Source organism: Caenispirillum salinarum AK4 (assembly GCF_000315795.1).
Classification (GTDB): Bacteria; Pseudomonadota; Alphaproteobacteria; order Rhodospirillales; family Rhodospirillaceae; genus Caenispirillum; species Caenispirillum salinarum.
Window position 1 is genome coordinate 1 of record NZ_ANHY01000025.1, and the last position, 13,184, is coordinate 13,184.

Genomic DNA, 13,184 nt, shown 5'->3' on the forward strand with positions numbered 1-13,184 from the left:
AGGCCGCGCATCACCTCGCGCGCGCGGTCGGTCTCGGCGCCGATGACCACGCGGTCGGGCCGCATGAAATCGTTGATGGCCGAGCCTTCGCGCAGGAACTCGGGGTTGGAGACGACGTCGAACTCGGCATCCGGGCGGGTGGCGCGGATGATCTTCTCCACCTCGCGGCCCGTGCCGACGGGAACCGTCGACTTGGTGACCACCACGGTGTAGCCGTCCATGGCGCGCGCGATCTCTTCCGCCGCACCGTAGACGTAGGACAGGTCCGCATGGCCGTCGCCCCGGCGCGAGGGCGTGCCGACGGCGATGAACACCGCGTCGGCACCCGTCACGGCCTCGGCCAGTTCGGTGGTGAACTCCAGACGGCCGGCGGCGACATTGGACGCCACCAGCTTGTCCAGGCCCGGTTCATAGATGGGAATCTCGCCGCGCTTGAGCCGTTCGATCTTGCTTTCGTCCTTGTCGACGCAGGTGACGGTGACGCCGAATTCGGAGAAACAGGCACCCGACACCAGGCCGACGTAGCCGGTGCCGATCATGGCAATGCGCATCGCGATCCTTCCTTCCTGACCGGACTGGGCGGCGGCCTGAAACGGGGCCGCCGCCGTGTGTATGATTACTTCTTGGGCTCGGCCGGCACGGCCACCGGCTCCTCGCCGCCGGCCCCCGTGCCGCCGCGCGCCGCGGGCGCGGCCTTGCCGGCCTCAAGCTCGGCGCAGAACGACTTCAGCACGTCGGCCACCTGGCTGCCCATATCGGCACGGTTCAGCGCATAGGCGATGTTGGCCTTCAGGAACCCGACCTTGTCGCCGCAGTCGTACCGCGTACCGTCGAACCGCAGGCCGTGGAACGGCATCTTGCCGATGGTGGCGTTCATGGCGTCGGTGAGCTGGATTTCCCCGCCCGATCCGGCGCCCTGCGTCTCCAGGGCGTCGAACACGCGCGGGTCCAGCACATAGCGGCCGATGATCGCCAGCCGCGACGGCGCGTCGGCCGGCTTGGGCTTTTCCACCAGGCCGCTGGCCCGGGCCAGCTTGCCGTCGTCGAAGTCGACGTCCAGGATGCCGTACTTGTTGGTCTGGTCCGCGGGCACTTCCTCCACGGCGACCACGTTGCCGCCGACGCGCGCCTGCGCCTCGATCAACTGGCCGATGCAGGGCTTGCCGTCGGCCAGCACCATGTCGTCGGGCAGCACCACGGCGAAGGGCTCGTCGCCCACGAAGGCCCGCGCGCAAAGCACGGCGTGGCCCAGGCCGAGCGGCGCCTGCTGGCGCGTCGCATAGACGGTGCCGGCGGGCGGCATGGACGACAGCAGGGCGTCCAGCTCCTGCGTCTTGTTCTTCTCGCGCAGCAGGTCCTCAAGCTCGGGCACATGGTCGAAGTGCGCCATGATGGAGGACTTGCCACGGCCGGTGACGAAGATGAAATGCTCGATCCCGGCCTCGCGGCACTCGTCCATGGCGTACTGGATCAGCGGCCGGTCGACGACCGGCAGCATTTCCTTGGGCACGAGCTTGGTGGCGGGGAGGAAGCGGGTGCCGAGGCCCGCGACGGGAAACACGGCTTTCTTGACGGGTCGCACCATGGCGGAAAACACCTATTGCATTGCCGAAAAATAACCGTGGAAGAACGATCCAGCCGCACCCGGGGTTGACGGAAAACACCCGCCCCGCGCGCGCCGGCCGCCCCCAGTGTAACCGCTTGGACGCATTGCGGAAGCGGCTGCGTGCGCGGGCCGGCAAGAATTGACGTTTTGTGCCATGACCGCCACCGACTTGCAACGCGCCATTCGTGACGGTTTGGGGGCATTCCGTGGGACCGCAGGCGCACAAAAGAAAACCGGCGCCACCCCCCAAACGGGGTGACGCCGGTTCCGTCATTCGGTCGCCTGCCGGGCGGCGCGCGAAGGAGGCCCCTGTCTCCGCGCGCTGTCCCGGCCGGCCGCGCGCTGTTTACGCGGCGGCCTTGGTGGCGGCGTCGAAAGCGGTCTTGTAGCGGGCCGAGATCGGCTCGACGGCCGACTTCACCACGGTGGCCGACAGCTCGGACAGCTTGGTGGTCTCGGAGACCATGGTCTCCCAGTTTTCCTTGGCCAGCTTGGTCTGCAGCTGGACCATCTCGGCCGGGGTCTTGCAGGTCGCGAAGGCCTGGCTGGCCTCGATGGCGCTCTCGAAGGAGCGGCCGGCAAAGCCGAAGCTTTCCTTGGCGATCTGCTCGAAGCCGTTCGCCAGGGTGGTGCCGGACTTCACGAAGGCGTCCATGCTGTCCTTGTTGAACTGCATCAGGGATTCGTAATTCTTCAGCATAGGAGTGTCTCCCGAGTTTGGTGGTCGCTATCAGCGCGGTGCGAGGTCGTCACGTTCACTGGGTGTCGGGCCGTGCGACCCTTTCGCTTGCGCTGGGACGCACACCCTCGCGCCCCGTGCTGCGTTGCAACATGACCCTAAGATAGGGACTGTGGGAGAAAAGTCAAAGGGAATTTTTGTGCACCGCACAAAATCTCCGGCGCGGCGCCCAACCCCTTATATTTAAAGAATTTTACAGGAGGGGTTGCGGCGAGCGGCACCGGGTCGGCGCGAGATTCCGCGGTGCAGCATCCGCCGGGAGCACGGCGCTTGTCGTTGCGTGGCGGTGAAGCCTCCCCGGATTCTCGGCGGCTCGACCGGCGAATGTGCAGCGGCAGAATGGCATGCCGCCGTCTGTATACAAGGACGAATTCGGATGATGCGCGAATGTTAAACGCTTTCGTCCGGACCGTTTAACATTGCCATACAAAACGGGGCTCCCCGCGCCGGGAAGCCCCGTTGGTTCGTCGACAGGCGACGACGATTCGGCCCGTGCCCGTGCCTGTCAGGCGGCCACCGTCTCTCCCAGCGCCGCCTCGATGGCGGCCAGGGCGGCCTCGGCCTTGTCCCCGTCGGGGCCGCCGGCCTGGGCCATGTCGGGGCGCCCGCCGCCGCCCTTGCCGCCGACGGCGGCCGAGCCCGCGCGCACCAGGTCCACGGCAGAGACCTTGGCCTTCAGGTCGTCGGTGACGCCGACCACCAGGGACGCCTTGCCCTCGGTCACCGCCACCAGGGCGACGACGGCGGAGCCCAGCTGGGTCTTCATCTCGTCGACCATGCCCTTCAGCTCCTTGGCGGGCACGTCCTGCAGCACACGGCCGGAGAAGGGAATGCCGCCCACCTCCTTGATGGCCGGACCCGACGCGGCGCCGCCGCCGGCGCCGCCCATGGCGATCTTCTTGCGGAGGTCGGCGACCTCGCGCTCCAGCCGCTTGCGGTCCTCGACCAGCGCGTTGATGCGGTTGGTCAGGTCGCCCGGCGTGGCACGCAGGGCTTCCGCCGCGCCGGCCAGGATCATGTCGTGCTGGCGCACGTAGTCGAGCGCGCCGACGCCGGTCACGGCCTCGATGCGGCGCACGCCCGAGCCCACGGCCCCCTCGCCGATGATCTTCAGGAAGCCGATGTCGCCCGTGCGCTTGACGTGGGTGCCGCCGCACAGTTCGGTGGAGAAGTGCGTGTCGCACTCGGCGTCGCCGCCCATGGAGACGACGCGGACCTCTTCACCGTACTTCTCGCCGAACAGCGCCATGGCGCCGGCCTCGATGGCGCTTTCCGGGTCCATCAGGCGGGTCGTCACCGGCGCGTTGGCGCGGATGGCGGCGTTGACCTCGTCCTCGATCTCGCGGATTTCGTCGGCGCTGAGCGCCTTGGGGTGGCTGATGTCGAAGCGCAGGCGCTCGGGCGCGACCAGCGAACCCTTCTGCGTTACGTGATCGCCCAGCGTGCGGCGGAGCGCGGCGTGCAGCAGGTGGGTCGCGGAGTGGTTGGCGCGGATGGCGTCGCGGCGGGTGACATCCACGGCGAACGACGCCAGGTCGCCGACGGCGACCTCGCCCTCTTCCACAGTTCCGATGTGGATGGTCATGTCGCCCAGCTTCTTCTGGGTATCGGTAATGCGCACGCGGCCCTTGTCGGTGACCGTGATGACGCCGGTGTCGCCGATCTGGCCGCCGCTCTCGCCATAGAACGGACTCTGGTTGGCGATCAGCGAGACCTCATCGCCCTTCTTCGCCGTGTCCGTCGGCTGGCCGTCGACCACCAGCGCCGTGACCTGGCCCTCGGCCTGTTCGGCGGAGTAGCCCAGGAACTCGGTCGCGCCAACCTTCTCGCGCAGTTCGAACCAGACCTTTTCCGTCACGGCCTCGCCGGAGCCGGACCACGCCTTGCGCGCCTCCGCGCGCTGGCGCTCCATGGCGGCGTTGAAGCCCTCGGTGTCGACCGCAATGCCGCGGGCGCGCAGGGCGTCCTGCGTCAGGTCCAGCGGGAAGCCGTAGGTGTCGTAGAGCTTGAAGGCCACGTCGCCCGACAGCGTGCCGCCTTTCGCCAGGCCGGCGGCCTCGTCCTCCAGCAGCTTCAGGCCGCGGTCGAGCATGGACTTGAAGCGGCTTTCCTCCAGCTTCAGCGTCTCGGTGATGAGCGCGCCGGCGCGGTCCAACTCGGGGAAGGCGTCGGACATCTCGCCCTGCAGCGACGGCACCAGCTTATACAGCAGCGGGTCGTCGCAACCCATCAGGTGCGCGTGGCGCATGGCGCGGCGCATGATGCGGCGCAGCACGTAGCCGCGCCCCTCGTTGGACGGCAGCACGCCGTCGGCGATGAGGAAGCAGGCGGACCGCAGGTGGTCAGCGATGACGCGGTGGCTGACCTTGTGCGCGCCCTCGGGATCGGTGCCGGCGGCCTTGGCCGTCGCCTCGATCAGGTTGCGCATGAGGTCGATGTCGTAGTTGTCGTGCTTGCCCTGCAGCACGGCCGCCAGGCGCTCCAGCCCCATGCCGGTGTCGATGGAGGGCTTGGGCAGGTCGACGCGCTCGTTGGCCGAGAGCTGCTCGTACTGCATGAACACGAGGTTCCAGATCTCGATGAAGCGGTCGCCGTCCTCGTCCGGGCTCCCCGGGGGGCCGCCGGGGATGGACGGACCGTGGTCGTAGAAGATTTCCGAGCACGGGCCGCAGGGGCCCGTGTCGCCCATCATCCAGAAATTGTCGGACGTCGGGATGCGGATGATCTTCTCGTCCGGCAGGCCGGCGATCTTGCGCCACAGGGCGGCGGCGTCCTCGTCGGAGGAATGCACGGTCACCAGCAGCTTGTCGGCGGGCAGACCGTATTCCTTGGTGATCAGGTCCCAGGCCAGCTTGATGGCCTCGTCCTTGAAATAGTCACCGAAGGAGAAGTTGCCCAGCATCTCGAAGAAGGTGTGGTGGCGGGCGGTGTAGCCGACGTTGTCCAGGTCGTTGTGCTTGCCGCCGGCGCGCACGCATTTCTGCGAGGTGGTGGCGCGCGAATACGGCCGGTGCTCCTGCCCCGTGAAGACGTTCTTGAACTGCACCATGCCGGCGTTGGTGAACATCAACGTCGGGTCGTTGCGCGGCACGAGCGGGCTCGAGGGCACGATCTCGTGCCCATTGGCGGCGAAGAAGTCGAGGAAGGTCTTGCGGATGTCTTTCGCGGTCTGCATTCGTCGTCACCAATGCCGCCCGGCCCCTTGTCGTGTGGGCCTCCGGCGGTTGCCTGAGGGAATCCAAGTGCCTCGCGCGGGCGAAGCCGTTCCGGCTTTCTAATACGGGGACCCGGCCAAGTCCAGCACGGCCCCGCGCGGGGCGGATCAACGGATATGGGACGGCGCCGCCGCGGCCTCAAGCGGCACGCGCGATCGGCGGGAACCAAGGGCGGGGCGCCATCCGTTTCTCGGCCAAGCCAACGCCCAAGATACGGAGGCCGTCCATGAGCCAGGACGTTTATGAACTGATGCGCCGCGACCACGCCTTCATCCTTGCCGGGATCGAGCAGATTCTGGAGCACACCAACGGTGACACGGCGCGCCGGGTGAAGCACTTCCGCGACGTCAAGCAGACCTTCGACACCCTGCAGAACTTCGAGGAGCAGGAGTTCTACCCCGCCGCCCGCCGCGCCACCGGCCTGGACGCCGAGATCGACGACGACATGGAGGCGCTGGACGAGGCGCGCGGCATCCTCACCTCCATGGACGGGCTGTCGCCGGAAAGCAGCGAGTTCATGGAAGCGGCCCAGCGCCTGCACGCCAACTTCCGCTGGCACGCCGACCACGAGGAACGTGCCCTGTGGAACCAGGCGAAGGAAAAACTGCCGCACGAGACGGTTCAGAAGCTTGGCGACGAGTACGCCCGGCGCAAAGGCCTGCCGCTGACCTGACGCAGGCCGCGCCGGCTTGGCATTCCCCCGGCCCCACCCCTCGGTGCTCGCTCACCGACGGGTGAACTGCATCGGGCGGCCCGGCGCGCCATACTGACCGCATGACGACACCGGCATGGCTTCTGTATCCGGCCCTGGCACTGCTCGCGGCGGGCCTTGGCTTTTCCGCCCACCGCGCCGGGCTGTGCACCGTGCGCGCGGTGACCGAAATCGCCACCACCCGCCGCGCCCACATGCTGGCCAGCTTCTTCAAGAGCGCCGGCTGGGTGCTGGTGATCGCGACGCCCATGGTCTGGCTGGCGCCGGCCGTGGAGCCCCTGCCCATCGTCTGGCCGACCCTGGGGACTCTGCTGGGGGGTGTGCTGTTCGGGGCGGGGGCGGCGGTCAATAACGGATGCGCCGTCTCAACCCTCACGCGCCTGGGCAGCGGTGACGCCGGATACGGGCTCACCCTGGTGGGGCTCGGGCTCGGCGCGGCCCTAGCCGCCCTGCCCCCGTCGTCGCCAGAGCCGCCGATCGGCGCCAGCCCGTTGGCCGCCCCCGCAACCTGGACGGTTGCCCTCTGGGCCGCGGCGGCCGCCTGGGCGGCATGGGAAGCCCGGAGTCTGATCCGCACACGGCGGCGCGGACTGACGACGCGGGAGCATCTGCTGTCCGACCGCATGCGCCTGTCGGTGGCGGCTCTGCTGATCGGCGCTGCCAACGCCCTGCTCTGCGCCGCAGTCGGCGCCTGGGCCTACACGGGACTGGTGGTCGACGCCGCCGACTGGCTGACCGGAGCCGCCGCGACCCACCCGCCGGACGCCGTGCGGGCCGGGTTGCTGGTGGCGCTGCTGGCCGGCGTCACCGTCTCCGCCGTCGCGCGCGGCACCTTCCGGTGGCGGGCCCGGCCCCGCGCGGCATGGCTGCGCCACCTGGCCGGCGGCACGCTCATGGGGGTGGGCATCGCGATGGTGCCCGGGGGCAACGACGCCATCCTCATGCATGCCCTGCCGGCGCTGTCGCCTCACGCCGTGCCCGCCTACGGCGCCATGCTTGCGGGAGTGGCGGCGGGAATTGCCGTGATGGGGCGCTTGCTGGGCGCGGGCGAAGGCGTGCGCTGCGGCGGCGATGTCTGCGACCGCGTGATCGAGCGGTAGGCACGCCGGGCACCGAGAGGCTTACGCGGGAGTCGCTTGCCGCATTCCCACAGCCCACCCGCGGCGCAATGCCGACCCGAAGAAACAGTTCGGGCCGGAGCATCCTGCGCTCCGGCCCACGCCGTGGGATTTATTCGCCGGCTTCGGCGTTGGTGCTTTCGTCCAGGCCGCCGGGGCCCGACTGCATGTCGTCCTCCAGAAGGCCGGCGTTGGTGCGGATCGCCTTTTCGATCTCCGCCGCCGTTTCCGGGTTTTCCTTCAGGTAGTTCTTGGCGTTCTCGCGGCCCTGGCCGATGCGGGTGGAGTTGTAGGAGAACCAACTGCCCGATTTCTCGACGATGCCGGCCTTCACGCCCAGGTCCAGCAGTTCGCCGGTCTTGGAGACGCCCTCGCCGTACATGATGTCGAACTCGACCTGCTTGAACGGGGGCGCCACCTTGTTCTTCACCACCTTCACGCGGGTCTGGTTGCCCACCACCTCATCACGGTCCTTGATGGCGCCGATGCGGCGGATTTCCATGCGGACCGAGCTGTAGAACTTCAGCGCGTTGCCGCCCGTGGTGGTCTCGGGGTTGCCGAACATGACGCCGATCTTCATGCGGATCTGGTTGATGAAGATCACCATGGTCTTCGACCGCGAGACCGAGCCGGTCAGCTTGCGCAGCGCCTGGCTCATCAGGCGGGCCTGCAGGCCGACGTGGCTGTCGCCCATCTCGCCTTCAAGTTCGGCGCGGGGCACCAGGGCGGCGACGGAGTCGATGACCAGCACGTCGACGGCGCCCGAACGCACCAGCGTGTCGGCGATTTCCAGCGCCTGCTCGCCGGCGTCGGGCTGGGAGATCAGCAGCTCGTCCAGGTTGACTCCCAGCTTGCGGGCGTACACCGGGTCCAGCGCGTGCTCGGCATCGACGAAGGCGCAGGCGCCGCCCTTCTTCTGGGCTTCCGCCACCACATGCAGGGCCAGCGTGGTCTTGCCCGAGCTTTCCGGGCCATAAACCTCGATGATGCGGCCCTTGGGCAGGCCGCCGATGCCCAGCGCCAGGTCCAGGCCCAGCGAGCCGGTGGAGATGGCCTCGACGTCGATGACCGTCTCGCGCTGCCCCAGGCGCATGATCGACCCCTTGCCGAAAGCCCGTTCGATCTGGCTGACGGCGGCGTCCAGAGCTTTCTGCTTGTCCATGGAATCCTTCTCGACGAGGCGAAGTGCGGTCTCTGACATCTGAAGCCCCCTTATCCCACAGGTGTGCGTGGCGGTGCAACGCCGTTCCTGGGCTTCACTGTACGCAGTTTGTTCACGTCCGCAAGGGAAAAGAGAACAAAATGCGAAAACAACCCGGCGCGGGCATAGAACCTTGTTTCAGAACAACCACTTACCCGCCCAGAACCTCCTTCACCCGCCCCGCCAGCTGCGCCAGGTCGAAGGGCTTGGGCAGGAAGTGGACCTCGCGCGAATCCACCAGGTCGCCGCGCGCCACTTCCTCGGAATAGCCGGAGATGAGGATCACCTTGATCTCGGGCCGCTCCACCCGCACCAGGCGCGCCAGGGTGGCGCCATCCATGCCGGGCATGACCATGTCGGTGATCAGCAGGTCGATGTCGGGCTCGTCGCGCAGGATGTCGAGCGCGCCCTCGCCGGTACGGGCCTCCAGCACGGTGTACCCCTTGTTCCGCAAGGCGCGGACGGCGAAGACGCGCACCGCATCCTCGTCCTCCACCAGCAGGATCCGGCCCGACCCGCCCAGCGCCGCAGGGTCCTCCTCGGGCGCCGGCGGGACGGCCTCTTCCGCCGGGGCCGGCGGCGGCGGCGCCGTCGGGTCCGGCAGGTCGGCGTCGTCGATGTCCTCCAGCGAGTCGAAGTCCGGCGGCGGCACGAAGCCGTCCTCCTCCGCCGCCTCCAGAGTCGCCTCCGCGGCGTCGGCGGGACCGGCCGGGGTGATGGGCGCCTCGTTCTGGCCCGTCTCCGGGTCGTGGCGCGGCAGCCAGATGGTGAAGGTCGCGCCCGCCCCCGGCTCGCTGTCGACGAAGATGTAGCCGTCGGTCTGGCGCACGATGCCGTAGACGGTGGACAGGCCTAGGCCGGTGCCCGCACCCGTCACGCCCACCTTGGTGGAGAAAAAGGGTTCGAAGATGCGGCCGATATAGTCCTGCGGGATGCCGGTGCCGGTATCCGACACAACGACTTCCACGTAGCGGCCGGGCGGAATGTCCTCCGCTCCCTTCTTGCGGGTCTCGGTGATGTCGACGACGCCGGTGCGGATGGTCAGGGCGCCGCCGCCGGGCATGGCGTCGCGGGCGTTGACGGCCAGGTTGATGATGACCTGGTCGAACTGGCCCGGGTCCACGCGCACCAGCCCCAGGTCGCGGCCGTGGACGATGGACAGCGTCACGTGCTCGCCCAGCAGCCGGCGCAGGAGGTGTGACAGCTCCGACAGCGCATCGGTGGCGTTCAACAGCTTGGGCATGAGCGGCTGGCGCCGTGAGAAGGCCAGAAGCTGGCGCACCAGGTTGGCGGCGCGATTGGCGTTCTGCTTGATCTGCATGATGTCGGCGAAACTGGGGTCGCCGGCGCCGTGGCGCTGCAGCAGAAGATCACAGAAGCCGATCATGGCCGTCAGCAGGTTGTTGAAGTCGTGCGCCACGCCGCCGGCCAACTGGCCCATGGCCTGCATCTTCTGGGCCTGGGCGAACTGCATCTCCAGGCTTTTCTGCTCGGTGGCGTCGACGGCGTGCACCAGAAACCCGGTCACGCCCTCGCCTTCCCCGCCGAGCGCCGCGACAGCCAGCGAGCACACCCGCGCCCGCGCCGCATCCTCGCCCAGCCGCACGTCGAGCGCGGCCGACGCGCCGCCGCCGGCACTGCCCAGCGCGAGGCGGGCGAGCAGCGCCTCCAGCGCCTCGCGGTCGTCCTCCAGCAGCAGGTCGGCGAGCGGCCGGTCCGTCAGGTCGCCGCGCGGCTGCCCCACCAGCCGGGCGAAGGCGCCGTTGACGGCCTCCATGCATCCGGTTTCGTCGAGCACGACCAGCGCCGTCGGCGCCCGCTCGAACAGCCGGCGGAACGAGGCCTCGCCGTGCTCCCCCATGCCGCCGGGACCGGAGAGGGACGGCGGCGCCACGTCGTCCAGCCGCAGGACGGCGGTGCGCGTGCGCGTCTCGCCGCCGTCGTCGTACAGGTCCTGGGCGATGAAGGCCGGCAGCGGACGGCCGGCGCGGGCGCGGAAGGCGACGACGCCGCGCCAGGTGCCGTCCCACTCCGGGCCGCCGCCCTCGTGCAGCAGGTCGGAGAGCGCCGCACCCGTCAATTCCGACGGCGTCCAGCCCAGCCATTCGGCGAAGCGCTGGTTGACGGTGCGCAGGCGGCCGTCGATGTCGGCGGAGTAGACGCCAACCGGCAGGAAGTAGAGGAAGTCCGACAGGTGGTCGCGGTCGCGGCGCAGCACGTCGTCGATGGCGCGCCGGGCGGTGATGTCGTCGGCCCGCCACAGCACTGCATCCGCCGGAAGTCCGCCGGACCCGCCGGGCAGCGCGGCACCGGCCGGAGACACCGCCACCCGCAGCCACTCCACGCCCGCGCCGCCGTTGGCGGCCAACGGCACGTCCAGCACCTCGTACCCGCCGGCCTCCACCGCCGCGCGCAGCCGGGAGAAGGCCTCGGCCGCCTCCTCGTCCTCGGCCGGCAGGCGCCGGGACAGTTCGGCCAGCGGGGTCTCGGCCGCCCACCGCCGGCGCGCCGGCGCATTGGCGGCCAGCACCGTGCCGTCGCGCCGCATTACCAGGCGCGGCACCTCCTCGCCGTCCAGCAGCGCCGCCTCGGCCGCGCGGCGCCGCCGGGCCTCGGGCCGCCGCAGCCGGTTTCGACCCAGCACGACGCCCAGCGCGGCCAGCGGCAGGGCAGCACCCGCCGCCAGCCAGGCCAGTGCCTCAGCGGAGACCATCAGGGGCACGGGGAGGGAGAGGGGCACGCTTGGGCGGGTCCTTCTGCTTGAGCTTCATGACGTAGCCGATGACCTCGGCCACCGCCTTGTAGTGTTCCTGCGGGATTTCGTCGTCGATTTCCACCGCCTTGTACAAGGCCCGGGCCAGCGGCGGGTTTTCGACGATGGGCACGTCGTTCTCGTCGGCGATCTCGCGGATCTTGAGCGCGATCAGGTCCTGGCCCTTGGCGACCACGGTGGGCGCGCCCATGGTCTCCATCTCGTACTTCAGCGCGACGGCGAAGTGGGTCGGGTTGGTCACCACCACGCTGGCATCGGGCACGGCGGCCATCATGCGCTGCTTGGAGCGCTGGGCGCGCAACTGGCGGATCTTGCTCTTGACCTGGGGGTCGCCCTCCTGGTCCTTGAACTCGTCCTTCAGCTCCTGCTTGGACATCTTGAGCTGGTTCTTGTGCTGGTGGACCTGCCAGGCGAAGTCCGCCGCCGCCAGGAGCAGCACCGCGATGACCACGGCGGCCAGCAGCAGAACGATCATGTCGTGGGCGTGGTCGAGCGTCACCATCAGCGGCGCGTCCGACATCTGCGGCGGGCTGCGCATGAAGGGGATGACGGCGATGGTGGCGACGAACATCACCACCACGATCTTGAACAGGGACTTCAGGAACTCCACCAGCGAGTTGGCCGAGAAGATGCGCTTGAAGCCCTTCACCACGCTGAGTTCGCTGATCTTCGGTTCCAGCTTCTTGGGCGTGAAGCGCAGGCCCGTCTGGAACGTGGTGCCGATGACCGACAGCACCAGCAGCAGCGCCAGCGGCGCCGCCAGATAGAAGCCGACGTCCATCATCAACTGGCCGAACAGGTTGCGCACGCCCGTCGGGCTCAGGTCGATGACGGCGAAGTGCTCCATGTAGCCCTTCATGGTGTCGCGCAGCCCGCCCATGACCCACGGCCCCAGCAGCCACACGATGATCAGCGCGCCGGCCAGCATGAAGAAGTTGCGCACTTCCTGCGAAACGGCGATCTGGCCTTCCTCGGCGGCCTTTTCGAGCCGGCGTTCCGTCGGCTCTTCTGTTTTGGAGTCCTTGTCTTCGTCGGCCATGGGCCTACCCCCCAAGTCCCGGCAGGAACGCGGTGAAGCGGGTCTCGAAGAACCGCATGAACACCAGCATCATGGCCGGCAGCGCAACGGCCAGCACCACCAGCCCGACCATGATCTGCAGCGGCAGCGCGATGAAGAACACGTTCATCTGCGGCGACAGGCGGCTGAGCAGGCCCATGCCCACCTGGAACGTCAGGTTGAACACCAGGAACGGCGACGCGATCTGAAGGCCGATCTGGAAGGCGTCGTCGAGGCCCTGCGTCAGCACGTTCACCACGTCGGCCAGGATGAAGCTGTCGCCGCCGGGCGTGAACATGGCATAGCTGGACACCAGCGCCTGGATCATCAGGTGGTGGATCTCCAGCGCGAACAGCAGCACCAGGGCCACCAGCGTGAGAAAGCTGATGACCACTGCGCCCTGGGATTCGGTGACGGGGTCGAACACCATGGCGTTCATCAGGCCGGCATCGCGGCCGATGGAGGTGCCCGCCACCGTCAGCGCCGCCATCAGGACCTGGGCGAACAGGCCCATGAACAGGCCGATCAGCACCTCGTGCATGAGCAGAAGCAGCATCTGCGCGGTGCCCTCGGGCATGGCCGGCAGCACGGGCAGCACCACGGGCGCGACCACAAGCGTCAGCAGCAGCGCGATGGCCAGCCGCGTCTTCCGGTTGACGTAGGTGGCCGAAAACCCGGGCAGGAACATGAACATCGCGCCCAGCCGGGCGAACACCAGCATGAAGGCGAAGATGTTGGTGACCAGGAATTCATCGAGGGTCAT

General features: G+C 68.7%; 10 protein-coding genes. 2 read left to right on the top strand and 8 right to left on the bottom strand.

The genetic code is table 11. From position 1 onward, the window contains the following. The 4 genes from C882_RS20375 to alaS form a co-directional block, all read right to left on the bottom strand. The coding region (locus tag C882_RS20375; protein ID WP_043646899.1) for a nucleotide sugar dehydrogenase at positions 1 to 551 on the bottom strand (551 nt) is incomplete at its 3' end. Between the two features lie 65 nt (positions 552 to 616). Then, positions 617 to 1,585 carry a UTP--glucose-1-phosphate uridylyltransferase gene (locus C882_RS20380; RefSeq protein WP_043646902.1) on the bottom strand — a complete coding sequence of 323 codons (969 nt, stop codon included), beginning with the start codon at positions 1,583 to 1,585 and terminating at the stop codon, positions 617 to 619. A 367-nt stretch (positions 1,586 to 1,952) separates the two neighbouring features. After that, complete coding sequence (locus tag C882_RS20385; RefSeq protein WP_009542575.1) at positions 1,953 to 2,306, bottom strand: phasin family protein; 354 nt, start codon at positions 2,304 to 2,306, stop codon at positions 1,953 to 1,955. A gap of 544 nt (positions 2,307 to 2,850) precedes the next feature. Then, positions 2,851 to 5,520 (bottom strand): alanine--tRNA ligase, encoded by a 2,670-nt coding sequence (alaS, locus tag C882_RS20390; RefSeq protein WP_009542576.1) that lies wholly within the window; start codon positions 5,518 to 5,520, stop codon positions 2,851 to 2,853. Positions 5,521 to 5,786: 266 nt separating this feature from the next. On the opposite strand from alaS, the gene C882_RS20395 reads away from it, so the two are divergent. Together C882_RS20395 and C882_RS20400 are read left to right on the top strand one after the other, a co-directional pair. After that, positions 5,787 to 6,233 carry a hypothetical protein gene (locus C882_RS20395; protein WP_009542577.1) on the top strand — a complete coding sequence of 149 codons (447 nt, stop codon included), beginning with the start codon at positions 5,787 to 5,789 and terminating at the stop codon, positions 6,231 to 6,233. A gap of 101 nt (positions 6,234 to 6,334) precedes the next feature. Further along, positions 6,335 to 7,372, top strand: a complete 1,038-nt coding sequence (locus C882_RS20400) for a YeeE/YedE thiosulfate transporter family protein (RefSeq protein WP_009542578.1) — start codon at positions 6,335 to 6,337, stop codon at positions 7,370 to 7,372. A 130-nt stretch (positions 7,373 to 7,502) separates the two neighbouring features. Here C882_RS20400 and recA read toward each other — a convergent pair whose 3' ends face one another. The 4 genes from recA to fliR all read right to left on the bottom strand — a co-directional run bounded on the left by recA (position 7,503) and on the right by fliR (position 13,184). Continuing rightward, positions 7,503 to 8,591, bottom strand: a complete 1,089-nt coding sequence (recA, locus tag C882_RS20405; RefSeq protein WP_009542579.1) for a recombinase RecA — start codon at positions 8,589 to 8,591, stop codon at positions 7,503 to 7,505. Positions 8,592 to 8,742: 151 nt separating this feature from the next. Beyond that, entirely contained in the window at positions 8,743 to 11,304 is a 2,562-nt protein-coding gene (locus C882_RS20410; RefSeq protein WP_009542580.1) for a hybrid sensor histidine kinase/response regulator, read from the bottom strand. Further along, a complete protein-coding gene (gene flhB / locus C882_RS20415; RefSeq protein ID WP_009542581.1) occupies positions 11,291 to 12,403 on the bottom strand; it encodes a flagellar biosynthesis protein FlhB in 1,113 nt (370 codons plus the stop codon). Before flhB ends, C882_RS20410 begins: the two co-directional genes overlap by 14 nt. Positions 12,404 to 12,407: 4 nt before the next feature. Then, a complete protein-coding gene (gene fliR / locus C882_RS20420) occupies positions 12,408 to 13,184 on the bottom strand; it encodes a flagellar biosynthetic protein FliR (protein ID WP_009542582.1) in 777 nt (258 codons plus the stop codon).